Origin of the sequence: Marinobacter sp. LA51, from assembly GCF_030297175.1 — a bacterium.
Classification (GTDB): domain Bacteria; phylum Pseudomonadota; class Gammaproteobacteria; order Pseudomonadales; family Oleiphilaceae; genus Marinobacter; species Marinobacter apostichopi.
Genome location: NZ_AP028070.1, coordinates 800,587 through 826,931 on the forward strand (window position 1 = coordinate 800,587; position 26,345 = coordinate 826,931).

A 26,345-nucleotide genomic window follows, 5' to 3' on the forward strand; every position below is an offset into this window, starting at 1 on the left:
AGCACGCACACAGACCATGAGCGACTATAAGCATACCCTGAATCTGCCGGAAACCGCCTTTCCCATGCGCGGCAACCTGGCCAAGCGTGAGCCGGAAATGCTCAAACGCTGGCAGGATCTGGATGTCTACGGCAACCTGCGCAAGCAGCGCGAAGGGCGGGAAAAGTTCGTTCTTCATGACGGCCCTCCTTACGCCAACGGCAGCATTCACATTGGTCATGCGGTCAACAAGATTCTGAAAGACATGATCGTGAAGTCCCAGGGCTTCATGGGTTATGACGCCCCCTATGTGCCGGGCTGGGACTGCCATGGCCTGCCGATCGAACATAAGGTCGAGCAGGAAATCGGCAAGGCCGGCGTGAAGGTGGATTACAAAACCTTCCGCCAGGCCTGTCGTGACTATGCGGCCAAACAGATTGAAGGCCAGAAGGCTGATTTCATTCGCCTGGGTGTCATGGGGGAGTGGGACAAGCCCTACCTGACCATGGATCCAAAGGTGGAAGCGGGCATTGTCCGTGCCCTCGGTAAGATTGTTGCCAAGGGGCATCTGATACGCGGTTTCAAGCCGGTCTACTGGAGTGTGGTGGGTCAGTCCGCACTGGCAGAGGCCGAGGTCGAGTACCAGGACAAGACGTCCACCCAGATCGATGTGCGTTTCACTGCTGTGGATCAAGGTAAGGCTCTGGCGCCGTTCGGAACAGACAGCGGTGAGGGTGATGTCTCTGTCGTGATCTGGACTACCACGCCTTGGACCATTCCCGCCAACCAGGCCGTGTCGCTCAACGCCGAGCTTCAGTACGCACTGGTCCAGGCTGATCTAGGCCAGGGGCAGGAGCGTCTGATTCTGTCCGCCGATATGGTTGAGGGCGTGATGAGTCGCTGGGAAGTCGGGCAGTACGAGGTGCTGGGCACCTGTACCGGTTCCGAACTCGAGCACCTGGCACTGCAGCATCCGTTCTACGACAAGCAAGTGCCGGTCATCCTGGGTGACCACGTGTCTACCGAAGCAGGTACCGGTGCGGTGCACACCGCGCCCGACCACGGTATGGAAGACTTTGAAGTGGGTAAGGCCTACAACATCGGCACCATCAATCTGGTTCAGGCCGACGGTACCTACACCAGTGCCGCCGGCGAACTGGCGGGCGTGCACGTCTATAAAGCCGATGAACCGGTCTGCGCCGCCCTTACGCGCGAAGGCAAGCTGGTGCGCTCCGAGAAGTTCCGGCACAGCTACCCGCATTGCTGGCGCACCAAGACACCGCTGATCTACCGCGCCACACCGCAGTGGTTTATTAGCATGGATAAGCAGAATCTTCGGGCCGACGCGCTTGAGGCTATCAAGGGCGTGCGCTGGGTGCCGTCCTGGGGCCAGAATCGTATTGAAGCCATGTTCCAGCAATCCCCGGACTGGTGTATCTCGCGCCAGCGTACCTGGGGCGTGCCGATCACCCTGTTTATCCATAAGGAAACCCAGGAGCTGCACCCGGATACCCAGGCACTGATCGAGAAGGTGGCCAAGCACATCGAAGTGGATGGCATTGATGCCTGGTACGACATCGAAACCAAGTCTCTGCTGGGTGACGACGCCGACCAGTATGACAAGGTCACTGACACGCTGGACGTCTGGTTTGATTCCGGGGTAACTCACGATTCCGTCCTGCGGGTTCGGGACGAGCTGGGCCAGTTCCCGGCGGACATCTACCTGGAAGGATCGGATCAGCATCGCGGCTGGTTCCAGTCGTCCCTGAAAACTTCCATCGCCATGAACGGCGAGGCGCCGTATCGCCAGGTGCTGACCCACGGGTTTACCGTGGACGGCAAGGGACACAAGATGTCCAAGTCGCTGGGTAACGTCATCGCGCCCCAGGAAGTCATGAACGAACTGGGTGCCGATATCCTGCGGTTGTGGGTTGCTGCGACCGATTACAGCGGTGAGATGACGGTGTCCAAGGATATCCTGCGTCAGACTGCCGATGGCTATCGCCGGATTCGCAACACCTCACGCTTCCTGCTCAGCAACCTCAGTGGCTTCGATCCCGAACAGCACACCGTTGCGCCGGAAGACATGATTGCGCTGGACCGCTGGATGGTGGATCGGGCTTTGCGGCTCCAGAACGAGCTGCAAGAGGACTACCAGAACTACGCGTTCCTGCGCATCTACCAGAAAGTTTACAACTTCTGCGAGTCGACTCTGGGTGGTTTCTATCTGGACATCATCAAGGACCGTCAGTACACCACACCGGCAGACAGCCTGACACGACGCTCCTGCCAGACCGCGCTCTATCACGTAGCCGAGGCGCTGGTGCGTTGGATTGCGCCGATTCTGAGCTTCACCGCCGACGAAATCTGGCAGCACCTGCCGGGCAAGCGTGGTGACACGGTGTTCTATGAGACCTGGTACGACGGTCTCATAGAACTGCCGGAAACCGCGGAGCTGGGCCGTGAGTACTGGCGCGAAATCTTCAGCGTGAAAGAGGCGGTCAACAAGTGCCTCGAAGACGCCCGTGCCCGTGGTGAAATCAAGGGCTCGTTGAGCGCGGAAGTGACTCTGTTCTGCGAAGGCGATCTGGCCGCTAATCTGAAGCACCTTGGCGACGAACTGCGCTTTGTCCTGATTACTTCCGAGGCTATCGTGAAGCCGGCTTCAGAAGCCGGCGAAGCCGAGCTGACAGCCTGCGAAGGGCTGCGGGTTGCGGTAACACCGGCCGCGCACGCCAAGTGTGAGCGCTGCTGGCACCACCGTGAGGACGTCGGTTCCAATACCCAATACACCGATCTCTGTGGTCGCTGTGTGACCAATCTGGAAGGGCCAGGCGAAGCCCGCGCGTTCGCCTGATGGGCTCTGTGATGGCGGAAGTGGATACCGGCTCGAAAATGAAATGGCTGTGGCTGGCGGTGCTGGTGATAGTGCTCGACCTGGGTACCAAAGCCCTGGCTACCGCCATGCTGACTTATGGCAATCCGGTACCGGTTGTGCCGATGTTCAATCTGACATTGCTGCACAACACCGGCGCGGCCTTCAGCTTCCTGGCGCAGGCTGCCGGTTGGCAGCGCTGGTTCTTTGTGGCCCTGGCGCTGGTGGTGAGCTGTGTGCTGGTTATCTGGTTGCGAAAACTACAGCGCCATGAAACCTGGACCGCCATTGCCATCGTACTGATTCTTGGCGGCGCCCTCGGCAATGTCTATGACCGTGTGGTTCATGGCTACGTTGTCGATTTCCTGCACTTCTACTGGCAGGACTGGCACTTCCCCGCCTTCAACCTGGCGGACACGGCGATTACCGTCGGTGCCGCCATGATGATCATCGATACGTTTCGCTCGCCGGCCAACTCTGGCGGCGATGCCGACAGGAGTGACTAACGCTCATGAAAGAATTGCCCGTAGACAAGGGAACCCGCGTCAAACTGCACTTTGCCCTGAAGTTCACGGACGGGGAAGTAATTGATTCCACCTTCGAAAAAGAGCCGGCCACGCTGGAAATCGGCGATGATAACCTGCCGGAAAATTTTGAAGCTTACTTGTTGGGGATGAAGACAGGGGAGCGCGCTAGTTACGAAGTGCCGCCCGAGAAGGCCTTCGGTCAGCACAACCCGAACAACCTGCAAACCTTCAAGCGCCACGAGTTCAGCGCCGATATGGTGCTTGAGCCTGGCGTGATGATTTCCTTCGCGGATGCCCGCCAGAGCGAACTGCCGGGTGTGGTCAGCCGTGTCGAGGGAGACGAAGTCGAAGTGGACTTCAACCATCCGCTGGCGGGGCGTACACTGACCTTTGAAGTGGAAATCATCGACGTCGAACCGGCGAAACCGACGCACTGACGCACTGACGTCGACACGGCACATTCTTTACCAGCGGGAACCCAGCATGCAGATCCGACTCGCCAACCCACGTGGCTTTTGCGCCGGCGTGGACCGCGCCATCGAAATCGTCAATCGTGCCCTCGATGTGTTCGGAGCACCCATTTACGTACGCCACGAAGTGGTCCACAACAAGTTCGTGGTGGATAACCTGCGTAATCGCGGCGCCGTCTTCGTGGACGAGCTGGACGAGGTGCCGGATGACAAACTGGTGATTTTCAGCGCTCACGGCGTATCCCAGGCCGTTCAGAATGAAGCCGCCCGTCGTGGCCTGAAAGTCTTCGACGCCACCTGTCCACTGGTAACCAAGGTCCACATGGAAGTGATGCGCTACAGCCGGGACGGCCGCGAGTGCATCCTGATCGGTCACCATGGCCACCCCGAGGTGGAAGGCACCATGGGGCAGTATGATCACAGCAACGGCGGTGATATCTACCTGGTGGAAGACGAGGCGGATGTTGCCAAGCTGAAGGTAAAAGACGCCAGCCGTCTTTCCTACGTTACCCAGACGACGCTTTCCATGGATGACACCGCTCGGGTCATCGATTCCCTGCGCGCAAAATTCCCGCAGATTGAAGGCCCGCGCAAGGACGACATCTGCTACGCCACTCAGAACCGACAGGATGCGGTAAAGCAGCTGGCGGGTGATTGTGACTTGATGCTGGTGGTTGGCTCTCCGAACAGCTCCAACTCCAACCGCCTGCGCGAGCTGGCGGAACGTATGGGCACACCGGCCTACCTCATTGATGAGGCGGCACAGATTGAGCCGGCGTGGCTGGATGGCAAGACGGCTGTGGGCGTTACGGCTGGGGCCTCTGCGCCTGAGGTATTGGTAAATGAGGTGATCGAACGCTTGCGTGAGCTCGGAGGGAGTGTTCCGCAAGAAGTAGCGGGGCGTGAAGAAAATATCGTGTTTTCTATGCCCAAGGAATTGAGAATAGATGCGGTTGAGCTCGACTGAGCGAACACAACCGCAGTTTATTGTCAGTTACCAGCAGCCCGCCGCAAGTGCCGCGCCCCGGTTACCTTGCTCATCCAGTGTCAAAGTCCCGCAGTCATCGCCGGCTTGGGCACCTGTGGGAACGGCCTGCAGGGTGTATGTATCCCGACCGATAGCGGCAGTGAAACTGAGGTTATAGAACGCAGTGCCGTCCTGAGGCGACTGGGTGAATGGTAATGCCGGATTGTTACCTGCATTCCTGTAATCGAAGCCGTTGGAATAGCGCCGCTCAAGCCACTGAGCGAGTTCCAAAAGATCAGCTTGGGCAGTCCGTCGGCGCGTATCTTCAACCTGATTTTGATAGGCCGGGAAGGCCACCACAACGATAATCCCAATGATCGCAACGGCAATGACCAGCTCGAGAAGCGTGAAACCGCCGTTGTTATTCATCCTTGGAGCCAGTGTTCTGGCCGTCGGTTTGATTAATGTACCCATTCGCTTTCCTTTACTGCCTGGCGCAAACCTTTCAGGTCACTAACGCACATTGATTGAAATAATGAGGGGGAACCGGCCAGACGGGCCTTGCTTGAGCTCGAAGCTCACCTGCATGCCTTCTTCCAGGTACCCTGCAAGGCGTTCACGTGACCAGCTCTGACCGTTGACCAAAACCACGTTGTCGATCGTAAGCAACGTGTCGTCAATGATCAGTGTTCGGCTGCCCGATGGAATACGATCAACCGTACCCAGATATTTTGTAGGGGCAGCAGTGTCGAAGGTACCCTGAACCTGGACATCATCCAGCGAGTTTTCAGCCTGGGCGAAACCGGTGGTGCCAACCGCTGTCATTCCCAGTACTACTGCCAGAGCGGTACCATGGAGCGATTTTCTAATGAGTTGTCTCATGTGAAATTTCCTGCGTTCGTGGGAGTAAGGCAGCTCCTAGCGGAGCTGCTCCCAGGTTTGACGGCCAATGCTGTTATCCAGGGTCTTCCCACAGACGGCATCCTTACAAGGATCATCTTTGTTGATCTGCGTCGGATCCGTGATGAATGCTTCCGCCTTGCCCTGAGTGATTGTGCGAATCTCAGCGCCATCGAGGGCGACAGTGATGCCACTCGGTGCGTAGTCGGTTCCACCGCCGCCTATTAGGTCGCCTTTGCCAAATTCACCATCGCTATCCAAATCAAAAACAGGATCTTCAGGCGCTTCTCCAGAAACAATCTGGAGATCCATGATGTAGCCGCGACGACCGCTGCCGCAGGGGTCCGGATCGGGGATCAGCGTGCTGAAGCGGACGCGGTCCGGAAAAATTCCAAACGGATAGCTGGCCCGACTGATGACCCGTTCACCGGTCTTGTTACCGTTGTAAATCAAGTCCAGGTACCAGCCCTGCTCATTTGTGAGCTTGTTGCTGGAGGTTTTCCGAATGCCAAATTCGTTGTCTCCGGAACCGTCAGCACGCGCAACCGTGACCTCGTCTTGTCGGGTGATTGTCTGCTCCAGAAGATCGCTACGAGTCAGATTGACCTGCTGAAGGTCGTCGGTGATTGCGTAGAGTGTTTGGACCTGATCCGTGGTGTCATCACCATTCCGGTTAAAGCTCCCGGTACCAATGGTCAGGATGAGCTCGTCCAGATTAGAAGGGTTGATGGTCAGCCGTGGTGATACGGTGATCGGCTGAGCGTTGCCGTCCGGATCCTGTGCCGTGAAAACTTTCTCCAGAGACCAATTGCTCGGGTTTTTGGCGAGCAGGTCAAAGCGCCAGAGATTGCCGAGCAGATCGCCCGCATAGACGTACTGAGTGATCGCGCCTCGGTCTGGGAAGTTTGTCAAAACTGGCGCTGCCAGGCCATTTGGACTGGCGGAGCTTCCTGCGCCGGTTTCAAACTGCTTCAGCAGGGTACCGTCAGAGAGTCGTACCACAAACAGGCTGGCCTTTTCGTCATTGCCGTTGTAACCGTTGCCGAAAATTGCAGCCCACTCGCCATTTGGAAGACGGGCGATCTCAGGGTCGGTGACACCAAACCCGAGATCGGGGTGGGTGAACTCCCAGAGCACCTTATCCTCATCGACGACTGTAGGGTCGGTGACATCGATCGCAAAAACGGTTTGGCCGCCGGCTCCCATGCTTCCTAGCAGCACGGTACGCCACTTGGTGGTGCCATCCGTATTGATATAGGCATCAAGGGCCTTTGGAGAACCGTCGACGAAATATCGATGGTCATAATTAGACGACATCAGCGATGAAACCTGGGCATAACTTGAACCTGCAGCTGGCGTTAACAATTCGCCTGGCATGTAGGCAAACAGCTCGTCACCATTATCGCTATCGAAGGCATGAAGCATGCCGTCATTTGAAGCAACAAAAAGAGCTTTGGTCCGATTTTGATAGTCAGATGTCGAGCGATAAGTCGCATATTTAGTGCCAGCGTCGCCCGGCAGTCTTGAGAACCCGTAGTTTGAGTTGCTCACGAACAGTGGGTTGGCGTTGATGATGTCGCCGAGCAAGCGGCGAACCGTGGTGCCGTCTTCGTTGGTGAAGTCGCGATCCCGGAAGCTGCTGTGGGCATTGGCTTCGCCCCTTATCCAGGCAATCCGGTTGGTCCCAAGGTTATCGAAATCGCCTGGATTTTCAGGGTCAGCGTTTAGAGCGTTCTCCTGGTTGGCAGACAGATCGTTAATATCCTTTAGCTCGACGGCGCTGGTACCGTTGTGAGTAAGGATGTTTCGGTTTGCCGGCGTGGTGTCGCGAAGGGTTTCTTCCGCGTCCCAAATTTCCTGGCCGGAGGTGAAGCTGAAGCCGGTCAGGGTTCCAGACCAGTCCTCACTCCGGAATCCAGCGAAGAATCCGGCTGAATCCGTCCGAAGAACCGCAGAGCTGACAGCAGCAGCGGATGCTGATGTTTCGGAACGGGCAATTACCGTATCGAGGAAGCCAGCAATTTCCCGCGAGAATTCATCCGGGTTCTGCGCACTGGCAAAGCCACCTCGACCGTTCACCGCAGCGTGCAGCAAATCGTCGATGTTGGGCGAACCGGCATTTGCTGAGGGCTGAGGCCAGTTGATCGTGTTGCCATTCTCAATGGCGGCGAATGCATCTGCCTCACTGACGGCACCCTCAACACCAAGGCCGATGGTGAAGGTGGTCATATGCTGCCAGAAGGCTTCATCGATGCCTGCGGTTGGAACCCGGTCCTCAAGATTGGGGCGCAAATCGGTTTTCCAGTATTTCATGGCCATATCGGCCAACGTATCCGAGTGCCCGTCTGCAAATGGCGAAACCGACTGGTAGTTAAAGTCATCACCTTCGGGTTTGGGGTTGGTGTGCGACGGGCCTGGTGTGTTGTCTACGTTACCAATGCCCGGGTTATTACCGTTCCAGATACCATCCGTCATCATGATGGTGTAACTGGGGCGACATTCCACATGCGAACTGTTGTCGTTGGTGCCCGGAGTGTTACCCCAGGGGCCCGAGTTATCGGTTCGGGAGTAGTATTCGCCCGCGTCTTCCAGGGCGGGCCGAAGTGGCGTACCGCCCGATACGGATTTCGACTGAAGCCAGCTCAGGAATTGCTCTCTACGGGCCGCATTGAACGGCCGAACACCACTAATGAGAGTATCTGTAGTTACGCCATCAATGCTGTTGTTGTCTTCGTTGATGGCTCCGTACCCTACTCGAATATTCTGGGGGAGGTCGAAAAAGGCTTCAGAGATACCTGCCCGGGAGGCATAGACCCTCAGGCTGTAGTAGGAATACCAGTTAGCGAAGTTTTGCTGTTGTTCGGCACTCTCATTGGAAAGGAAAACCAGCGTGTAACAATCGTTGTCTTCGGGATCCGCTTCGCAGTCAGCAGTGGAATCGAAGCGGTAAAAGAATGCACCGTTGCGATAGTCGAAGCGTGAGGTGCGGTAACGGTTGTTGAGGTTTACCGTTCCGCTACCCGTGTTGTAGCCGTTTCGCCAAGCATTGGAGAAATCGGAGTTCGGGTGACGGCCGGAACCGTCGGGTTTGAATGGCGGCAGGTAAGTGATAGTCGGATCGTAATAGACCTTGTTGACCCGGTTACTGAAGTACCAACGCCGGCCGGTATTGATGTTCCGGAACTCGTCACCGTCCCAGTAGCGGAGCGGGCCGTCGTCATCAATGAACAGGTCTAAATCACTACTGACGCTGTCGGGCATATACTCTCGGCCCATGGACCCCGAGTCATCGAAAATGAAAAGCAGGTTAGCATCAACGGACTCTTTCAGAAATATTGGGGCGGTAGCGAGGTTTACATCTGCCAGTGCCGATTGAAAGGTTGCCGTTGAGAGGGCGAATGCCAGAAGGGCATGTCCGGCTCTCTGGGCTGGCTTGGTTCTGCTCAGCCTGCAAAGGGTGTCTCTGAACCCTGGCTTGTGGTTTTTGCTTTTATGTTTCATCTGATCTCCTCCTGATGGGAGAGTGCGAATCGGTAGTCGTTTCGTGTTTCAGTGATACTGGCCCGCCAGATTTATTCCGGGGGCAGAAGAACTGTGGACTGGATGACGGCCAAGGCGTCGGGGCTGCCGCCCACGCCTCGGGAGGTCACCAGAAAACGCTCAAAACAGGGTTCAGTTGGATCAATAGGGCAGATGTCGGCCAGGCGCGCCTGGTGAAACTGGGGTTCCGCGCTAACCTGTGTGCCAACGTTTCCCGTTCCCGATGGTGCCGGAGCGACGCCGTCCCAGTCCCATGGGGACGCTAGCCGGGCGGTGCCGGAGGCGGCTTGCCGGGTTGCGAGGGTGTTAAGCAGATCGGTTTCTGCCTGGCGCAAGGCCGCTTCTGATGCCTGAAACGCGATAGAGCCATCATGAGCATTGCTGGCCATTCGCTCTTGCAGAATGGAGCTCTGCATGCCGCCCATCGCCAGTAGTGATATGAGCAGGAGCATTACCAGGGCAACGATGAGGGTTGCGCCGCGTTGATTGGTCATAGGATTTTTTACGTTAATCATTATCAGATTCCTGCCTACATCCTGGCCCGCACGGCGGTGGTTGCCACTGACACAACTCTCACTCTGCCGTCAGCAGAGTTGTTCGCCTGGGCAAATTGGCTACCCAACATGTCGAAATTGCGAGTGTTGGGCTCGTCGAGCACTTCATCCTGGCTACGCGTCATCACTGAAAAGCGAACGCTGACCACTTCTTGCCAATTATTTACCTGATCGGCCGCAACATAGGTGTCCGCGGCTGAGGTGCCGCCCGTATCGACGCCATAAAGAATCTGTAGGGTTTCGACACCGGAAACCAGTTCCTGAGGCGGCTGAAGCGGTGTCATCAGGCGGCGGAATAGTGCGGGTTCACCGTTGGTGCCCTGGCCAATATAGAAGGCTGTAGAGATAAATTCGTAAACCCGGGTCTGGGGGCCGTAGGTGAGATTGAAATTATTGCCATTGTTTCCCGGGTTCGTGTTACCGCCCGCCATTGTGATGGAGCTGGCGTTCGCATTGTTTGACTTTTGGAATAGCTCGCCTTCGGAGCAGTCCTCGGCGGTTGCCAGAATTACCCGTCCTGCGGGTAATCCGGTTCCGTCGGTCAGATTCAGGCTGTTGCCATTCTGTGGATTGCCTGCATTCATTGGTACGTTAATCGCCGATAAAGCATTGACAATGACAACGTCCGAGTTGGCCACGACGGCCCCGGTGAGGGCTGCGGGTAGTGCCGCGCCTGCCGTACCTGAACTCCAGTTTCCCGCTCCAGGCGTCGCCAATGCCGCGGCAAGCGTGACATTGTCGCCTGGGCCGGTGTTATTGAATTCCCAGCCCTGCACTGCCTGAGCCGCCGGAACCACGGGGCCGGCATTTAGTCGGTTATCAACAACCTGGTCCAGAGGCCTGCCCATTTCCGCAAGGCAACCGAAACTCCCGGCAGAGCGGATGTCCGGTTTCAGGATAGAGGCTACGAATCGGGTACTTTCCTGCGCGTAGGAAAGTCCCTGAGTCTGCCTGTAGCTGTCATCGCCGCTAAGATAGATTTGGGTGACACCCAGCGTCAGCAGGAGGCCGAGCGCCATGGCGATCAAGAGTTCGATCAAAGACAGCCCGATCTGCCGTTTGGGCACTGACTGCTCGATAGACGAAATATTGTTGGAATCTTGCAGTTTCAAATCTGAGTCCTCACTACAACCGGGGTGGCGTTAGCGTCGTTTTGATCCCAGTCGATCGTTATGGTCACGACATTGCCATTGACCGCTACGGTGCGTTGGGCTGCCGGAAGCAGACAAGTAAGACTGTTCTGCCACGATGCGATGTCGTCGTCGGTGACGTTGCCGTTTCCGGGCACGAATCCTGTTGCGCAGTCGCCATTGTTGCCGCCTTGTGCGGCGCCGGCGGCCAAGGCATAACCTGCCGGGTTTGCCGGGTTCGCCCGGATCCGGTCAAAAAGGTCCTCTGCCAAAAGCACAGCCTGGCTCCGGTTCTGAGACTGCGAGTTCATTTGCATGGAGACGACCTGGGTCGAGGCGACTCCAAGAATCCCGATGCCCAGGACGAGTACGGCAATCAGGATCTCTATGAGTCCGATGCCCGTTTGACTTGCCGGGAGAGTCATCTGGCTTTTTCTGCCAGGCAGTCGAAGTGAGTTGTAGATCATGGGCAGGCTCCGATGTCAGGATCAATCTCTGTTCGCCCAACCGGGCTCACGTTGATCGTCAGGAGGCGGCCACCGGTGGCGCAACCATTCGGCGCCACCGTGAACGATTGTCCGACCTGTGGAACCAAAAAACCGCGTCGGTCAAACATCAGGTCAGCAGCCGATGCGGTGTACGTTAGATTTCCCGGACCTTCAAAACCGCGAATCTGATTATTGGCACAATCACCAGCATCATCACCTTCGTGTACGCACCAGCCGGACTCCATCCCTCCATCGGTACTGAATGTAACAGTGGTGCCGCGTTTAATGGCCTCGGCCCGGGCCATGCGAATGGACGACATCAATAGGTTGGTCCCGGTGGTCAGGCGATTCTCACCGATCAGATTGCCGAATCCAGGAACGGCCACGGTCGCAATGATTACAAGAATCAAGGTAGTGACCAGTAATTCAATTAGGGTAAAACCCGAGGAATTCTTCAACATGCCTTATCCCGCTATTCTTTTCCTGACTCTAGTGAAGCAGAGCTTCATAAGTCACGCATCCTGAGAACGATAAGCGGTCGATGATTGGGCATGAACGGTACGCAGCGTCGAAGCCTGTGATTTTCGTCACATCACTGGGCCGATCCCAAGAGATCAGAGCTGAGTGTTAGAGCGTAGGACAGGTCAGTACTGGACCCCAGGGCAGTTTGATTTCCCCGTCGCCATTGGCGTCACTCAGCACCCGCAGACGACCGCCAATGTTCAGGGCCACATAACTCATCTGCGTGGCCGAGCCAGGTATTGAGGTGCAAGCGACCAGGCTGCCCATTGTACCCCGACTCATTCCGTCCGGCGCCAGCTGAAAGTAGCCTCGGCCGGCAGTTCGGGAATACAGCGTGGATTTTTCTGGAACTGGTTTGAAGAGGCGAAGGATCTTTCCGTTGTCCGGGCGCTTGTCGTTATTCTTGTCGGTGAATACCGCGATCGGGAGAGACCAGTCATCGATGCATCTCTGTGACGCTGATAACGGGCACACAGTGGTGAGTCCGCGTTTATCCGTTGCGTAGGAACGGGCGACTGCGAACACGAGTCGCAAATCGTTGATCATCTGCCGATGCTTACTGGATCCGATCAGGGTGCTCCAGGACATACTTGCCATTCCGGCCAGCAGTGCAAGCAAAACGACAGTAAACAATAGCTCAATGAGCGTGAAGCCCATAAGCGCTTTTCGGGTAGGCATGTTCCAACATCCTTGTTGGTTAGGAAAGTAATGCGGCATCACATCCTGTGATGACCGATTTGATCAGTGTACTTAACCGAGGCCATGCTGGGGATGGGAGATGGCGAAATCTGAGACCGGAGTCACTCCATGTCGAGCTTTTTCAGCCGATAACGCAGGGCCCGGAAGCTGATTCCCAGCCGCTTGGCAGCGGCAGTTTTATTCCAGCGGGTGGCTTCTAGTGCTTTCTCTATGGTTTGGCGCTCAATGCTTTCCAGGTAGCTTTCCAGATCAATTTCCCCGTCCGGCGTGGTAATGGTTTCCGGTCCTGTCGAATCTGTATCGGGAGCTGAGTCTTTGGGTGCCGTGGAGTGCTGGCCGCCATTACCGAGATGCAGATCTTCTGGTCCGATCCGGTCTGCGTCGCACAGTGTGTAGGCGCGCTCCAGAATGTTCTCAAGTTCTCGTACGTTGCCCGGGAAATCGTAATCCTGCAGCAGGCTGACTGCCTCAGGCGTGAGGAGGGCTGGCTGACACTCATACTCACGGGCAATGCGTTCAAGTATGTGTGACCCGAGAAGCTCAATATCTGCAGCCCTTTCCCTAAGAGGGGGAACACCAAGCTCAATCACGTTGATGCGATAAAACAGATCTTGGCGAAAGCTGCCTTCCTGCACAAGCTCCGGCAAATTCTTGTGGGTGGCGCTGAGAACTCGAATGTCGACTGGAATTTCACGGGTGTCCCCGACCGGACGCACGGCTTTCTCCTGAATGGCGCGCAGCAGCTTAACCTGCATTGCCAATGGAAGGTCCGCAACTTCGTCCAGGAATAGAGTGCCGCCGCTGGCCGAGCGGAACAGGCCGTCTTTGTTTTCCACCGCGCCGGTAAAACTACCTTTCTTGTGCCCAAAAAACTCGCTCTCCATCAGCTCTGATGGGATTGCGCCACAGTTGACCGCAATGAAAGGCCCTTCTCGCCGCGGCCCCTGCAGATGAATCATCCTGGCGACCAGTTCTTTACCACTGCCAGATTCGCCGCTGATGAACACGGGCGCCTGGCTTCGGGCCAGCTTGCGGGTCTGGTTACGCAGTGTCTTGATCTGCGGCGAGTTGCCCAGCAGCAAGCCAGGCTCATCGGAGGCGTCATCCTGTTCTGGTTTCGGCTGCGACAGTCGCAGGGCGCTGTTTACCAATTCCCGTAGGCGGGGTAGTTCCACCGGCTTGGATACGAAGTCGAATGCCCCGGCTTTCAGAGACTGAATGGCCGTATCCATGTTGCCGTAGGCGGTGATCACCGCAACCGGGGTGGCGGGCGCGTGCTGCTGAATCCACTGCACCAGTTCTATGCCATTGCCGTCCGGGAGGTTCATGTCCGTCAGGCAAAGATGAAAGCTGTGTTCGTCCAGCAGTTTTCGGGCGCTGGTCAGGTCCGAAGCGGTCTGTGCCTTGATACCCATGCGGGTCAGGGTGATTTCCAGCAGGTCCCGAATGTCTGGTTCGTCGTCAACAATCAGCGCGGTGTGAGTGGTCATCGTCGAGTGTCATTTCCCTGTTATTGTGCAGGCGCGCAGTGTCCGCGGGCGCCGTATTAAATCAGCCGCCCGGGGTGCGCAAAAGTGATGCGAAAACAGCAGCCGGGTTGATTGTCGTCCACCAGTGACAGGTGAGCCTGATTAGCCTCGCACAGTTCCCGGGCCAGATAAAGGCCGAGGCCGGTGCCGCTTTTGTCGGTGGTAAAGAACGGCTCAAAAACGGAGCCCTGGTGTTCCTGCGAGATGCCTGGCCCGGCGTCACACACATCCAGATAGGCTCGTTCACCGTCCACGGTCGCGCCTCCGCGAATTTCGATACGGCGCTGGCCGGTTTGCTGCTGACTGTAGCGCAGGCCGTTGTCGCAAAGGTTCACCATTACCTGCTCGATTTGGCTCTTATCGAAACGGGCGGGCGGTATAGTGGGGGCGAGGCTCAGGTCAATGATTGAGCCGGCTGATTCTTCCTGGGTTTGCAGGTAATCCGCTTTGAACTCTTTCAGCCACTCGGAAACGTCAATTAAATCGGCATTGGCGGTGCGCCGGCGTGACAGGTCCAGAACATTTTCCACGATACCGTTCACGCGCCGCGAGTGGCGCCGGATGATGTCCAGCATCTGCAGGTCGCCCTGATCCAGATGCGGCGATTCCTCCATCAGCTGAGCGGCGTGGCTGATCGCGCCCAGAGGATTGCGGATTTCGTGGGCAATACCTGCGGTCAAGCGCCCGAGGGAAGCTAGCTTCATTTGCTGGGCCTGCTGGGTGATCTTGCTCATGTCTTCAATGAACACCAGGATCTGATCGCCCCGTTCCTGGTCGAGTTGGGTGAAATTGACCTGCAGGATCGGGGAGGTTTGGAACGGCCGGAACGGCTCGATGCGGCGTGCCGGATCTCTGAGCCAGGACTCCAGGCCCAGTTTTAGCGGTTGAGGAAGCACTCGGGTTGCCTCAGTTTGGTCAGATCTGTCTGCGGAGGGTTCGCCAAACAGCAGTTCCTCAGCTGCAGCATTTGCCAACCGGATGTGGCCGTAACGGTCCAGCAATAAGATGCCTGTGCGCATGCGTTGGATAATTTGCTGATTGATCCGTTCGAGTTCCGCGAGGCTTTGGGCGCGGCTGCTGGCAAGTGCTTCGCTGCTGCGCATACGCTTCGAAATGGATTGCAGTACAAAGGCCGCGGCGAAGTAGAGAATGCCTAGCGAGCCAGCTCGCACAATGTCATCCGCAGGCGCCTCCAGCACCAGCACTGACCAGCCGGAAATGCCGAGCGAGCAGATGGCCGCAAGCGCGGCGTAGAAAAATCCCATTCTGCTTGGCGTCAGAATGTTGCCCGCAGCCACGGACACAATTACCAGGTTGGCGAGGCCATTGGTGATACCGGTGCTGGTCAACAGCAACCAGTGCATGACCAGCACGTCGAGCAGGATTGAAAGCGTGATGTGGCGGCGACTGGGCTGGAATCCGGCCAGAATGAGCAGGGCGACGAAGGCATTGAGACCAAAATAGCCAGCCACGCCGGCCTGGTAGTAGTCCAGTAGTCGGAAGCGGGAATCCAAGTTGACCGGGTCGACAAATAACAGGCCCAGCAGCATCAGGCTGACAACCAGACGGTAATGATTATAGATGCGGAACAGCTTCTGTTGTTGCAGGTCGTACGGGGAAACTGGGCCGAGCTCAGCTGTTGATTGTTGTGTTACTGCCATGATTTACCGGAATCCGCTGGTGGTCGGAAGAAATCCTCATGCTTGCGGGGTTATAATAGCCTTTTCGTGGCAATGAGTTACAGGAGCCGATTTATGTCCGTTTCCGGGAGTGTATCTTCCCCTCAACTTTCCCCCAAGAAACTCCGGGTGGTTATGGCGCAGCTGGATTTTCTGGTGGGTGATATCCCCGGAAATACGGACCTGGTGATTGAGGCCACTCAGCGTGCCGCCTCTGAGCACGAAGCGAATATCGTGGTATTTCCGGAGCTGTGTTTAACCGGCTACCCGCCGGAGGATCTGTTGCTTCGGCCAAGCCTGGAAGTGCGGGTGTTTGAGGCTCTGGAACGGCTGCGGAATGAGAATCTGGCGCCGGCCATTGTCATTGGTGCGCCGTTGAGGGAAGGGGGGCTGTTGTACAACGCAGCAGTGGTAATCGACGGTGGTGCGATGACTGGCCGCTATTTCAAACGGTTTCCGCCCAACTACCAGGTGTTCGATGAGAAGCGCTACTTCGCCGAAGGCCGGGATGTGGTCACTAGCGATATTCGTGGCGTTCCAATGGGCATCACGGTCTGTGAAGACATCTGGAAGGATGGTCCGGTGGAAGAGGCAGCGGCCGCCGGTGCCAAGCTGATCCTGAACCTGAACGCATCGCCCTACGACATCGACAAGCAGGCCCGTCGCAAGGCCCTGTTGGAGCGCAAATCCAGGGAGAATCAGGTCAGCATTGTGTACGTCAATCTCGTTGGCGGCCAGGATGAACTGGTGTTTGATGGTGGCTCCATGGTGTTCGACCACTCCGGCCAGATCACCTGCGAAGCACCCCAATTTAGCAGCGGCTTGTTCCCGGTCGAGTTCCTGTGTGAGCACCATTGTCAGCCAGTGTCCCAGTCGTTGCCGGCCGAGCCTTCCCTTGAGGCTAATGTCTACAGCGCACTGGTGATCGGTGTCCGGGATTACGTCAATAAGAATGGTTTTCGCTCGGTGGTGCTCGGACTGTCTGGCGGTATTGACTCCGCGGTAACACTGGCCGTGGCTGTTGATGCCCTGGGTAAGGATCGGGTCCGAGCGGTGATGATGCCGTTCCGCTACACCTCCAGCATGAGCCTTGAGGATGCCGAAGCCGAGGCGGTGGCGCTCGGGGTCCAGTACGATGTGTTCTCCATCGAGCCCATGTACGACGCGTTCATGGCCGGGTTGGCCGGGCCGTTTGAGGGCACCAGTCCGGACACCACCGAGGAAAACCTGCAGGCGCGCCTGCGTGGCGTTTTGCTGATGTCGCTGTCCAACAAGTTTGGTTCACTGGTTTTGACTACCGGCAATAAGAGTGAGATGGCAGTCGGGTATTCCACGCTCTACGGCGACATGGCTGGCGGCTTCGATGTGCTGAAGGACGTACCCAAGACTCTGGTATTCCGGTTGGCGACCTATCGCAATACCGTGTCACCGGTGATTCCGGAGCGGGTTATTACCCGTCCGCCATCGGCGGAACTTGCGCCCGACCAGAAAGATGAAGACAGCCTGCCGGGCTACGATGTGCTGGACCAGATCCTGAATCTTTACGTCGAACGGGATTTCAGTGCCGATGCCATTGTGGCTGAAGGATTTGAGCGCGCGGATGTAGACCGCGTGATCCGCTTGGTGGATATCAATGAGTACAAGCGTCGGCAGGCGCCGATTGGCGTGCGGATTACTGAGCGGGGCTTTGGCAAGGATCGCCGCTATCCCATCACCAATGGATGGAAAAGCGGCAAGTAACGCAAGGATCGGGCGGCGAGGTTACTCGTCGCCCATTAGGCCGAAGGTGATAACGCTGGTCAGTGAGCGGTCTTCTCTTGTCAGAACGTCGGCTACAAATTCACCGTCTTCATTGAACGCTTCGCTGTCGGGGAAGTTGGTCTGCAGCAGGGCAATGGCATCCCGCGCACCCTTCTTCAGATCGAGGAAACGGAAGGTTTCGGCCAGAATGATCAGAGCCTCTTCGACCACCGGTGACGTCGGGTAATTCTCAACCACGTAGCGCGCCCGGTTATTGGCAGCGATGTAGGCCTCTCGCTTGATGTAGTAACGTGCCGCGTGGATTTCCAGTGCCGCCATTCTGTTCCGGATGGCAATCATCCGCTGGCGGGCATCGGCCACGTACTCACTGTCTGGATAACGGTTCAGCAGTTCGGAAAAATCCCGGAAGGCCTGAGTTTGCTCGCCGGGATCCCGCGCAGAGACCTCGACCGGGAAATAGCGGGCCGCCAGACCAAGGTCGAGGTTGTAAGATGCCAGCCCGCGCATGAACAAGGCATAATCGGCGTGCTCGCTTTGCGGGTTCAAGCGGAGGAAACGGTCGGCCGCGGCCCGGGCGCCTTCCAGGTCAAGGTTCTGGAAGCGGGCATAGATCAGGTCCAGCTGGGCCTGCTCGGCATAGCGCCCGAACGGATAATAGGTTTCCAGTGCGTCGAGATTTTCCTCGGCTTCGTTAAAATTGCCTGAGCTCATGGCTTCGCGGGCATTTTCATAATAGGTCTGTTCCGGCAGTACTTCTTCCTGCTTGTTGGAGGCGCAGGCACTGACCAAAACCATCAGAGTGGTCAGTAGCAGTAAACGGACAACTGATCTCATGCCGGATTCCCGTATAATGTCGATAAGTTCAAAAGAGCCGCCATTGTAGCGGGGAAGAAGCCGCATGTGCAGACTGTGCCTCTTTCTTTGAAAAATTCTTTGTGAAACGTAACACACACCGGCCCCGGGGGCTTAATGTCATCTGATAATCGAATTACCGCCAGTTTTCTGGTGCCACCAGAGCTGAGTGACCGGCGTCTGGATCAGGCCGCGGCTGACCTGATGCCCGAGCATTCCCGTTCGCGGCTGCAAAACTGGATCAAGAGTGGCGCGCTCCTTGTTAATGGTGAGAAGCGCAGGCCCCGGGACAAGGTCATGCTGGATGACCGCCTGGAGCTGGATGCCGAGCCCGAAGCCCAGGTGAGCTGGCAGGCCGAGGAGATCACGCTGGATATCGTCTACGAAGACGAGCATCTACTGGTGATCAACAAGCCGGCTGGCCTGGTAGTGCACCCGGCCGCGGGCCACGCCGATGGCACCCTGGTGAATGCGCTGCTTAACTACGCACCGGAAGTGGAAAACCTGCCCCGGGCCGGCATTGTGCACCGCCTGGATAAAGACACGTCGGGGGTTATGGTGGCGGCGCGCAGTCTGGTTGCCCACACCTCCCTGGTGGACCAGTTGCAGACCCGGACCATGGGCCGGGAATACGATGCCGTGGTGGTTGGTACCCTGACCGGCGGGGCAACGGTGGACGCCCCGATTAGCCGTCACCCCCGTGAGCGCAAGAAAATGGCGGTGGTTCCCAGCGGCAAGTCGGCAGTGACGCACTATCGGCTGGTTGAGCGGTTCGCCGCGCACACGCACGTTCGTTGCAAGCTGGAGAGTGGTCGTACCCACCAGATCCGGGTTCACATGGCCCATGTGAAACACCCCCTGGTGGGCGATCCGATGTACGGCGGCCGGCTGCGTTTGCCTAAAGGCACCACCGAAGAGCTTCGGGAAGCTCTGGCGGCCTTCAATCGGCAAGCCTTGCACGCTCGTCAACTCACCCTTGAGCACCCGGAAACTGGAGAGACTGTGTCCTGGGAGGTGCCTGTGCCCGAGGATATGGTGGAACTGATGGCGGCGCTGCGAAAGCATGTCCAAGACCTGGAAAACCATGACTTCTGAGCTGGATCTGATTCGGCCGGATTGGCCTGCGCCTGATCGGGTTCGGGCGGCAAGTACCACCCGGCTCGGCGGTGTGAGCCAGCCACCGTGGCACTCGCTGAACCTCGGGACACATGTGAGGGATAATCCGCAGTACGTCACCGAAAATCGAGCCCGGCTGGCCAGCGAATTGTCACTTGAGTCGGCCGCCTTTGGCTGGCTATCCCAGGTGCATGGCACAGACCTTGTGACCTCGCCGGTTGATGGCATTCCGGAGGCGGATGCCTCCACCACGACCCAGGCTGGTCAGGTGTGCGCCATCTTGACCGCCGACTGCTTACCAGTGCTGCTCTGTGACCGAGCCGGTACGCAGGTGGCCGCTGCCCATGCCGGATGGCGTGGTCTTTGTGCTGGAATTTTGGAGCAGGTGGTGGCCAGCTTCACCGCTCCGTCAGCCGAGATCATTGCCTGGCTGGGGCCTGCCATCGGCCCGGCGCACTTTGAGGTGGGGCAGGAAGTCCGGGACGCGTTCATGGCAGTCGACGCTCGTGCCGCCGAGGCTTTTTCAGTATCTGGCGCCCGCCCCGGGCATTTCATGGCAGATATTTATAGCCTGGCCCGGCAACGGCTTGAAAAAGCGGGTGTCAGTGCCGTTTACGGCGGCGATCTGTGTACCGTCTCCGATCCCCAGCGTTTCTACTCCTACCGCCGAGACGGCCAGACTGGCCGTATGGCAACCCTGGTCTGGCTCGAGCCCTGAAACCCGCTGCCGGGGTTGGATGATCCCGGTCAACTTCCGGATGGCTTAATGACCTGGCCGCTTGAAGTCCCTGCGCTTGCCCCTACATTAAACTTCAAAGCAGTGCGGAAGTTGGCTCAGCCCAGAGCTCGGCCGACATCCCGGACCTACGAATCGGGGAACAGAACCTATGAGAATCGATAAGCTGACCAGCCGGTTGCAGACCGCCCTCGCGGATGCTCAATCGCTTGCGGTGGGCAAGGATCACAACTTTATTGAGCCAGTGCACCTGATGCAGGCGCTCCTGGATCAGGACGGCAGTGCCATACAGCCGCTGCTTAAACAGGCCGGGGCAGAGCCCGGGCGTATCCGCCAGGCCATTGCCCGTGAGCTGGAACATCTGCCCGAAGTTCAGGGCTCGGCCGGCGACGTGTCCATGTCCAACGACATGGGGCGCCTGTTCAACATTGCCGACAAGCTTGCCCAGAAGCGCAAGGACCAGTTCATTTCCAGCGAACTGATGCTGCTGGCGGCTCTGGAAGACCGCGGGACACTGGGGCGAGTGCTGCGCGAGCAGGGTGTCGACAAGGCTGCTTTGGAAAAGGCTATTGACGAAGCTCGCGGCGGCGAAGCGGTGAACGACGCTGGCGCCGAGGAGAACCGGCAGGCACTGTCCAAGTACACCATTGACCTGACCGAACGTGCCGAGGAGGGCAAGCTGGACCCGGTGATTGGCCGGGACGACGAGATTCGTCGCACGATCCAGGTATTGCAGCGCCGTCGCAAGAACAACCCGGTGCTGATCGGTGAGCCCGGTGTCGGTAAGACCGCTATTGTCGAAGGTCTGGCCCAGCGCATCGTCAATGGCGAGGTTCCCGATGGCCTGAAAGACAAAAAAGTGTTGTCCCTCGACATGGGTGCCCTGATTGCCGGTGCCAAGTTCCGGGGCGAGTTCGAGGAGCGCTTGAAGGCCGTTCTGAATGAGCTGTCCAAGCAAGAGGGGCAGATCATCCTGTTCATTGATGAAATTCACACCATGGTCGGCGCCGGCAAGGCCGAAGGCTCCATGGACGCAGGTAATATGTTGAAGCCAGCCCTGGCCCGCGGTGAGCTGCATTGTGTCGGTGCCACCACCCTGGATGAATATCGCGAGAACATCGAGAAAGACGCCGCACTGGAGCGTCGGTTCCAGAAGGTACTGGTTAGCGAGCCCAACGAGGAAGACACCATCGCCATCCTGCGGGGGCTCAAAGAGCGTTATGAGGTACACCACGGGGTCGAGGTGACCGACGGCGCCATCATTGCTGCCGCCAAGCTGTCGCACCGTTATATCGCCGATCGCCAATTGCCGGACAAGGCTATTGATCTGGTGGATGAGGCCGCGAGCCAGATCCGCATGGAGATGGACTCCAAGCCCGAAGCCCTCGACCGCCTCGAGCGCCGGCTGATCCAGCTCAAGATCGAGCGGGAAGCGCTGAAAAAGGAAACCGACGCCGCCTCCAAGAAGCGGCTGGAAGAATTGTCCGGTGTCATTACCGGTGTCGAGCGCGAATACGCCGACCTGGAAGAAGTCTGGAATACCGAAAAGGCGGCCTTGCACGGCTCCCAGAAGATCAAGAGTCGGCTGGAGCAGGCCCGGATTGATCTTGAAAATGCCCGCCGGGCCGGTGATCTGGGCAAGATGTCAGAGCTTCAGTACGGCCAGATTCCGGAGCTGGAGCGTCAGCTCGATATGGCCAGCCAGGCCGAAATGATGGAGATGAAGCTGCTCCGTAACCGGGTGACCGACGAGGAGATTGCCGAGATTGTCTCCAAGTGGACCGGCATTCCTGTGTCGAAGATGCTGGAAGGCGAGCGCGACAAGTTGATGCGCATGGAAGAGGCGCTGCATGACCGCGTCATTGGCCAGGACGAAGCGGTAGAAGCGGTGTCCAACGCCGTGCGCCGCTCCCGGGCCGGATTGTCCGATCCCAACCGGCCGAACGGTTCGTTCCTGTTTCTGGGGCCCACCGGAGTGGGTAAGACCGAGCTGTGCAAGTCGCTGGCGTCGTTCCTGTTCGATACCGAAGAAGCGATGGTCCGCATCGACATGTCGGAGTTCATGGAGAAGCATTCGGTGGCCCGTCTGATTGGTGCCCCTCCGGGGTATGTCGGCTATGAGGAAGGTGGCTATCTAACCGAAGCAGTGCGGCGCCGGCCTTATTCGGTCCTGCTGCTGGATGAGGTGGAAAAGGCTCACCCGGATGTTTTCAACATCCTGTTGCAGGTGCTTGAGGATGGCCGGCTGACCGACGGTCAGGGCCGAACAGTGGACTTCCGGAACACTGTCATCGTGATGACCTCAAACCTGGGCTCGGACATCATTCAGCAAAAAGCCGGTGAAGAAAATTACGAGGCCATGAAGGCGGCCGTGATGGAGGTGGTAGGCACCCATTTCCGCCCCGAGTTCATTAACCGGGTCGATGAGGTGGTGGTGTTCCATCCGCTGGCGGAGAACCAGATCCAGGGCATTGCCAAGATTCAGATCGAGGCTCTTGGCAAGCGTCTGAAAGATCAGGAGATGAGGCTCGAGCTGGACGATGCTGCCATGGAGTTGCTGTCGAAGGTTGGCTACGATCCGGTCTACGGCGCGCGGCCGCTGAAGCGTGCCATTCAGCGGATGATCGAGAATCCGTTGGCGCAGAAACTTCTGCGCGGAGACTTCGTGCCCGGGGATACTATCCTGGCCACGGTTCAGGATCACGAGCTGGTGTTTGCGAAGGCCTGAGCAGGGTACGGACCGGATCGATGTTGATCCGGTCCCCATTTTTTTCTTACGTCAGTGGTCTGTTAGCCTTCTTCAGGCCCGCAGTTCTCAGCGACGATCTCTTCAAACCGGGTGCGCTTTTCCGCAATTTCTTCCGGCGTTAAGTAGCGCATCTCGCCTTCTTCTTCAATCCGGATGCGAGCGTTGTTGGCCATCACCTCAAGATTGCTTTGGGCAGCTGAGCAGTTGGCTGCGCGCTGTTTCTGGCGGGCCTCCTCGGCGGCAGATTCACGCCGCTGCTCCGCCGCTTCCTGCTCCCGTTCTTCCAACGCGTTGACCCGCTCTGTTGGGCTCGGACGGTTGGCGGATGCCGGCGAGGCACTTCCTGACCGCACATTCACCTTTTCTGATTGCGCGCCGGTCGGCTGGCGGTCACCAAAGTGAGTCACTCCGTTCTCGTCAGTCCATTTGTACACAGAAGCGCCCATCGAGACACTTGGTAATACTGCCAGTAACAAGCTCAGCGTCAGGATATTCTTATTCATGAGTCCACTCATCATAGGTTTACTGCACCCGGTGCAGATCAAAATCTGTCTGCCCGGATTTGTCTCGGTGTTAGTACGTATTCAAGGACATCATGCCACCGGTGTCAGTATTTTTCTTCCGTTTGGTTCAAAACTCCGCAAGACAATGTCGCCCGGCGTCTTTTTCGGGGTGCGATGGAGGGGCAATAAAGGCGTGACGGCTATTGACAGGGAGTTTCCCGCTGTCAGAATTACCGATTGCCTGAGGACTGGGGTCAATACGGCAGGCAATCCCGAGCGAGTAACCCCCGTTAATCACCACACTGAACGCACCGCGCCGTCGTCGCGGGATGGTTGTTGCTTACTTGCAACCCGTTGATTGGCCGTTCTCCGCAACCCTCAGGAGGGCGGCTGGCCATGAGACAACCTCTTATTAAAGTGTGGAGGAGCAGCCGGTTCCGCTTTCACAAGAAGCAGGGAAACCGTGAATCCAGGCAACCGGGTGTACCCCGGCTCATTCACTCGTAGGAAGAGGGTAGAAAATCGTGGAGTTATTGTCTGGCGCCGACATGCTCATTCGTTCCTTGCAAGATGAAGGGATCGAATACGTTTACGGCTATCCGGGTGGTGCAGCCCTTCATATATATGACGCGCTGTTCAGGCAGGACAAGGTCAAACATATTCTGGTCAGGCATGAGCAGGCTGCGGTCCATATGGCCGACGGCTACGCCCGTGCGACCGGAAAACCAGGTACCGTACTGGTGACCTCGGGTCCTGGAGCCACCAACACCATTACCGGCATTGCCACCGCCTTTATGGATTCCATCCCCATGGTGGTGCTGTGCGGTCAGGTTGCGTCCACACTGATTGGCGAGGATGCCTTCCAGGAAACCGACATGATCGGTGTTTCCCGCCCGGTGGTTAAACACAACCTCAGCGTGCGCCATCCGGAAGAAATTCCCGAGGTGATCCGCAAAGCTTATTACATTGCTGCCACAGGCCGCCCCGGCCCGGTTGTGGTTGATATCCCCAAGGATATGACCACGCCGAATGAGCGTTACGAGTATTCGTACCCCAAAAAGGTCAAGCTGCGCTCTTACAACCCGGCCATTCGCGGCCACGCTGGTCAGATCAAGAAAGCGGTCGACATGATGCTGGCGGCCCGCCGTCCGATCATCTATGCCGGTGGCGGTGTCATTCTGGGTAAGGCCTCTGAGCAGCTCACCGAACTGGTTCGCACTCTTGGTTACCCGATCACCAACACGCTCATGGGTATCGGCTGTTTTCCGGCCAGCGACAAGCAGCACCTTGGTTGGCTGGGCATGCACGGCACGTACGAAGCCAACATGGCGATGCACCACTCGGACCTGATTCTCTGTGTCGGGGCGCGGTTTGACGACCGGGTCACCAACGCCACCGAGAAGTTCTGTCCGGGCGCCCGCATCATTCACATCGATATCGATCCGGCGTCCATCTCCAAGACTGTGGATGCTGACGTTCCCATCGTGGGGCCGGTTGATGCGGTGCTGAAAGAAATGCAGGCGCTGGTGAAAGAAAGCAAGGAAAAGCCGGACGCGGATGCGATCGCTGCCTGGTGGAAGCAGATCGACGAGTGGCGCGCCTTCCACGGCATGCGCTACGAAACCAGCGACGATGTGATCAAGCCCCAGGAAGTCATCGAGATGCTGTGCAGGCTCACCAACGGTGAAGCCTACGTGACCTCCGATGTGGGGCAGCACCAGATGTTCGCGGCCCAGTACTACAAGTTCGACAAACCCAATCGCTGGATCAATTCCGGTGGCTTGGGCACCATGGGCTTCGGTTTGCCTGCGGCGATGGGTGTTAAATTGACGCACCCGGACGATGAAGTGCTGTGCATCACCGGTGAAGGCAGTATCCAGATGAATATTCAGGAGCTGTCCACCTGTAAGCAGTACAACCTCCCGGTGAAGATCATCAACCTCAACAACCAGGCCCTGGGCATGGTCAAGCAGTGGCAGGACATGAACTACGAGTCCCGTCACTCCCAGTCCTACATGGAGTCGCTGCCGGACTTTACCAAGCTGGCTGAGGCGTATGGTCATAAGGGTGTGGTGATCGACAAAAAGGCTGATCTGGAAACCAAGCTGAAAGAAGTGTTGGCGATGAAAGACGAGTTGGTGTTTGTCGACATCTACGTTGATCGCTTTGAGCACGTCTATCCGATGCAAGTAGCCCGCGGTTCCATGAAGGACATGTGGCTCAGCAAAACGGAGAGGGTGTAATCATGCGTCGAATCATTTCTGTTTTGCTTGAAAACGAACCGGGTGCATTGTCCCGCGTTGTTGGACTGTTCTCCCAGCGGAACTACAACATCGAAACGCTGACTGTAGCGCCCACCGAAGACGAGACCCTGTCCCGTCTGACCGTGACCACAACCGGGTCGGACAAGGTCATCGAGCAGATCACCAAGCAGCTCAACAAGCTGATTGAAGTGGTTAAGCTGGTGGACCTGACCGAAGGCTCCCACATCGAGCGCGAGCTGATGTTGGTCAAGCTCAAGGCCACCGGTTCCCAGCGGGCTGAGATCAAGCGTACCGTGGACATCTTCCGGGGCCAGATTGTTGACGTCACCAGTTCGGTTTATACCGTTCAGCTGGCGGGCGACAGCGAGAAGCTCGACGGATTCATCCAGGCGGTCGGCACCTCCGGTGTCCTCGAAGTGGTGCGTACCGGTGTCTCCGGCATAGCCCGCGGCGAAAAGGTTCTCAGCCTGTAACGGCTATTGATACGAATTGAACATCATGGCCT

At 57.5% G+C, this 26,345-nt stretch carries 23 protein-coding genes; 11 read left to right on the forward strand and 12 right to left on the reverse strand.

All coding sequences use genetic code 11. The features are described from left to right. Window positions 1-16 precede the first annotated feature (16 nt). Genes ileS through ispH form a run of 4 tightly spaced genes read left to right on the forward strand, consistent with a single transcriptional unit; the run spans window position 17 to window position 4,818 of the window. Complete coding sequence (gene ileS / locus QUE89_RS03635; protein WP_286221881.1) at window positions 17-2,836, forward strand: isoleucine--tRNA ligase; 2,820 nt, start codon at window positions 17-19, stop codon at window positions 2,834-2,836. After that, on the forward strand, window positions 2,836-3,360 hold the full coding sequence (gene lspA / locus QUE89_RS03640; RefSeq protein ID WP_286221882.1) for a signal peptidase II: 525 nt from the start codon (window positions 2,836-2,838) through the stop codon (window positions 3,358-3,360). The genes ileS and lspA overlap by 1 nt, the downstream gene beginning before the upstream one ends. A gap of 5 nt (window positions 3,361-3,365) precedes the next feature. After that, entirely contained in the window at window positions 3,366-3,818 is a 453-nt protein-coding gene (fkpB, locus tag QUE89_RS03645) for an FKBP-type peptidyl-prolyl cis-trans isomerase (protein ID WP_286221883.1), read from the forward strand. Between the two features lie 46 nt (window positions 3,819-3,864). Continuing rightward, the gene (ispH, locus tag QUE89_RS03650; RefSeq protein ID WP_286221884.1) at window positions 3,865-4,818 is read left to right on the forward strand and encodes a 4-hydroxy-3-methylbut-2-enyl diphosphate reductase; all 954 of its coding nucleotides are present in this window, start codon (window positions 3,865-3,867) and stop codon (window positions 4,816-4,818) included. 27 nt (window positions 4,819-4,845) lie between these two features. Here ispH and QUE89_RS03655 read toward each other — a convergent pair whose 3' ends face one another. From QUE89_RS03655 to QUE89_RS03700, 10 genes are all read right to left on the reverse strand, one after another. Beyond that, the gene (locus QUE89_RS03655; protein WP_286221885.1) at window positions 4,846-5,292 is read right to left on the reverse strand and encodes a type IV pilin protein; all 447 of its coding nucleotides are present in this window, start codon (window positions 5,290-5,292) and stop codon (window positions 4,846-4,848) included. Between the two features lie 39 nt (window positions 5,293-5,331). After that, entirely contained in the window at window positions 5,332-5,700 is a 369-nt protein-coding gene (locus QUE89_RS03660; protein WP_286221886.1) for a hypothetical protein, read from the reverse strand. Between the two features lie 36 nt (window positions 5,701-5,736). After that, window positions 5,737-8,979: a pilus assembly protein gene (locus QUE89_RS03665; RefSeq protein ID WP_286221887.1), complete on the reverse strand. Its 3,243-nt coding sequence runs from the start codon at window positions 8,977-8,979 to the stop codon at window positions 5,737-5,739. 311 nt (window positions 8,980-9,290) lie between these two features. Then, window positions 9,291-9,773, reverse strand: coding sequence for a pilus assembly PilX family protein (locus QUE89_RS03670; RefSeq protein WP_286221888.1), 483 nt, complete (start codon window positions 9,771-9,773; stop codon window positions 9,291-9,293). Between the two features lie 14 nt (window positions 9,774-9,787). Beyond that, window positions 9,788-10,924, reverse strand: a complete 1,137-nt coding sequence (locus QUE89_RS03675) for a PilW family protein (RefSeq protein WP_286221889.1) — start codon at window positions 10,922-10,924, stop codon at window positions 9,788-9,790. After that, window positions 10,921-11,409, reverse strand: a complete 489-nt coding sequence (gene pilV / locus QUE89_RS03680) for a type IV pilus modification protein PilV (RefSeq protein WP_286221890.1) — start codon at window positions 11,407-11,409, stop codon at window positions 10,921-10,923. The genes QUE89_RS03675 and pilV overlap by 4 nt, the downstream gene beginning before the upstream one ends. Further along, window positions 11,406-11,891 (reverse strand): GspH/FimT family pseudopilin, encoded by a 486-nt coding sequence (locus QUE89_RS03685; protein WP_286221891.1) that lies wholly within the window; start codon window positions 11,889-11,891, stop codon window positions 11,406-11,408. The genes pilV and QUE89_RS03685 overlap by 4 nt, the downstream gene beginning before the upstream one ends. Window positions 11,892-12,057: 166 nt before the next feature. Continuing rightward, window positions 12,058-12,630 carry a GspH/FimT family pseudopilin gene (locus tag QUE89_RS03690; protein WP_286221892.1) on the reverse strand — a complete coding sequence of 191 codons (573 nt, stop codon included), beginning with the start codon at window positions 12,628-12,630 and terminating at the stop codon, window positions 12,058-12,060. A 122-nt stretch (window positions 12,631-12,752) separates the two neighbouring features. Continuing rightward, entirely contained in the window at window positions 12,753-14,141 is a 1,389-nt protein-coding gene (locus QUE89_RS03695; RefSeq protein ID WP_286221893.1) for a sigma-54-dependent transcriptional regulator, read from the reverse strand. A 56-nt stretch (window positions 14,142-14,197) separates the two neighbouring features. Then, window positions 14,198-15,841 carry a sensor histidine kinase gene (locus QUE89_RS03700; protein ID WP_286221894.1) on the reverse strand — a complete coding sequence of 548 codons (1,644 nt, stop codon included), beginning with the start codon at window positions 15,839-15,841 and terminating at the stop codon, window positions 14,198-14,200. A 93-nt stretch (window positions 15,842-15,934) separates the two neighbouring features. Between QUE89_RS03700 and QUE89_RS03705 the strand changes: the two genes are divergently transcribed. Next, on the forward strand, window positions 15,935-17,599 hold the full coding sequence (locus QUE89_RS03705; RefSeq protein ID WP_286221895.1) for an NAD+ synthase: 1,665 nt from the start codon (window positions 15,935-15,937) through the stop codon (window positions 17,597-17,599). A gap of 21 nt (window positions 17,600-17,620) precedes the next feature. Here the strand turns inward: QUE89_RS03705 and QUE89_RS03710 are convergent, their stop codons facing one another. Beyond that, window positions 17,621-18,454: an outer membrane protein assembly factor BamD gene (locus QUE89_RS03710; protein ID WP_286221896.1), complete on the reverse strand. Its 834-nt coding sequence runs from the start codon at window positions 18,452-18,454 to the stop codon at window positions 17,621-17,623. Window positions 18,455-18,589: 135 nt separating this feature from the next. Between QUE89_RS03710 and rluD the strand changes: the two genes are divergently transcribed. The 3 genes from rluD (at window position 18,590) to clpB (ending at window position 23,052) form a co-directional block, all read left to right on the forward strand. Beyond that, window positions 18,590-19,567, forward strand: a complete 978-nt coding sequence (gene rluD / locus QUE89_RS03715; RefSeq protein WP_286221897.1) for a 23S rRNA pseudouridine(1911/1915/1917) synthase RluD — start codon at window positions 18,590-18,592, stop codon at window positions 19,565-19,567. Beyond that, a complete protein-coding gene (pgeF, locus tag QUE89_RS03720) occupies window positions 19,557-20,306 on the forward strand; it encodes a peptidoglycan editing factor PgeF (RefSeq protein WP_286221898.1) in 750 nt (249 codons plus the stop codon). The genes rluD and pgeF overlap by 11 nt, the downstream gene beginning before the upstream one ends. A gap of 169 nt (window positions 20,307-20,475) precedes the next feature. After that, the gene (gene clpB, locus QUE89_RS03725) at window positions 20,476-23,052 is read left to right on the forward strand and encodes an ATP-dependent chaperone ClpB (RefSeq protein ID WP_286221899.1); all 2,577 of its coding nucleotides are present in this window, start codon (window positions 20,476-20,478) and stop codon (window positions 23,050-23,052) included. A gap of 62 nt (window positions 23,053-23,114) precedes the next feature. Here clpB and QUE89_RS03730 read toward each other — a convergent pair whose 3' ends face one another. Beyond that, entirely contained in the window at window positions 23,115-23,576 is a 462-nt protein-coding gene (locus QUE89_RS03730; RefSeq protein WP_286221900.1) for a DUF4124 domain-containing protein, read from the reverse strand. Here QUE89_RS03730 and QUE89_RS03735 point away from each other — a divergent pair. From QUE89_RS03735 to ilvN, 3 genes are all read left to right on the forward strand, one after another. Beyond that, a complete protein-coding gene (locus QUE89_RS03735; protein WP_286221901.1) occupies window positions 23,575-23,934 on the forward strand; it encodes a hypothetical protein in 360 nt (119 codons plus the stop codon). The two genes, QUE89_RS03730 and QUE89_RS03735, sit on opposite strands and share 2 nt — an antisense overlap. Before the next feature lie 166 nt (window positions 23,935-24,100). Further along, window positions 24,101-25,819, forward strand: a complete 1,719-nt coding sequence (locus QUE89_RS03740; RefSeq protein WP_286221902.1) for an acetolactate synthase 3 large subunit — start codon at window positions 24,101-24,103, stop codon at window positions 25,817-25,819. 2 nt (window positions 25,820-25,821) lie between these two features. After that, complete coding sequence (gene ilvN, locus QUE89_RS03745; RefSeq protein WP_070970156.1) at window positions 25,822-26,313, forward strand: acetolactate synthase small subunit; 492 nt, start codon at window positions 25,822-25,824, stop codon at window positions 26,311-26,313. Window positions 26,314-26,345 lie beyond the last annotated feature (32 nt).

Bases quoted from the DNA above. Each gene is read 5' to 3' on its own strand.
- QUE89_RS03660 (WP_286221886.1), bottom strand. From the start codon at position 5,700: ATGAGACAACTCATTAGAAAATCGCTCCATGGTACCGCTCTGGCAGTA.
- ileS (WP_286221881.1), top strand. From the start codon at position 17: ATGAGCGACTATAAGCATACCCTGAATCTGCCGGAAACCGCCTTTCCC.
- QUE89_RS03670 (WP_286221888.1), bottom strand. From the start codon at position 9,773: ATGATTAACGTAAAAAATCCTATGACCAATCAACGCGGCGCAACCCTC.
- QUE89_RS03665 (WP_286221887.1), bottom strand. From the start codon at position 8,979: ATGCCCGACAGCGTCAGTAGTGATTTAGACCTGTTCATTGATGACGAC.
- lspA (WP_286221882.1), top strand. From the start codon at position 2,836: ATGGGCTCTGTGATGGCGGAAGTGGATACCGGCTCGAAAATGAAATGG.
- QUE89_RS03685 (WP_286221891.1), bottom strand. From the start codon at position 11,891: ATGTTGAAGAATTCCTCGGGTTTTACCCTAATTGAATTACTGGTCACT.
- QUE89_RS03710 (WP_286221896.1), bottom strand. From the start codon at position 18,454: ATGAGATCAGTTGTCCGTTTACTGCTACTGACCACTCTGATGGTTTTG.
- QUE89_RS03730 (WP_286221900.1), bottom strand. From the start codon at position 23,576: ATGAATAAGAATATCCTGACGCTGAGCTTGTTACTGGCAGTATTACCA.
- fkpB (WP_286221883.1), top strand. From the start codon at position 3,366: ATGAAAGAATTGCCCGTAGACAAGGGAACCCGCGTCAAACTGCACTTT.
- pgeF (WP_286221898.1), top strand. From the start codon at position 19,557: ATGACTTCTGAGCTGGATCTGATTCGGCCGGATTGGCCTGCGCCTGAT.
- ilvN (WP_070970156.1), top strand. From the start codon at position 25,822: ATGCGTCGAATCATTTCTGTTTTGCTTGAAAACGAACCGGGTGCATTG.
- pilV (WP_286221890.1), bottom strand. From the start codon at position 11,409: ATGATCTACAACTCACTTCGACTGCCTGGCAGAAAAAGCCAGATGACT.
- QUE89_RS03655 (WP_286221885.1), bottom strand. From the start codon at position 5,292: ATGGGTACATTAATCAAACCGACGGCCAGAACACTGGCTCCAAGGATG.
- QUE89_RS03695 (WP_286221893.1), bottom strand. From the start codon at position 14,141: ATGACCACTCACACCGCGCTGATTGTTGACGACGAACCAGACATTCGG.
- QUE89_RS03700 (WP_286221894.1), bottom strand. From the start codon at position 15,841: ATGGCAGTAACACAACAATCAACAGCTGAGCTCGGCCCAGTTTCCCCG.
- QUE89_RS03690 (WP_286221892.1), bottom strand. From the start codon at position 12,630: ATGCCTACCCGAAAAGCGCTTATGGGCTTCACGCTCATTGAGCTATTG.
- QUE89_RS03705 (WP_286221895.1), top strand. From the start codon at position 15,935: ATGTCCGTTTCCGGGAGTGTATCTTCCCCTCAACTTTCCCCCAAGAAA.
- clpB (WP_286221899.1), top strand. From the start codon at position 20,476: ATGAGAATCGATAAGCTGACCAGCCGGTTGCAGACCGCCCTCGCGGAT.
- ispH (WP_286221884.1), top strand. From the start codon at position 3,865: ATGCAGATCCGACTCGCCAACCCACGTGGCTTTTGCGCCGGCGTGGAC.
- QUE89_RS03735 (WP_286221901.1), top strand. From the start codon at position 23,575: ATGAGTCCACTCATCATAGGTTTACTGCACCCGGTGCAGATCAAAATC.
- rluD (WP_286221897.1), top strand. From the start codon at position 18,590: ATGTCATCTGATAATCGAATTACCGCCAGTTTTCTGGTGCCACCAGAG.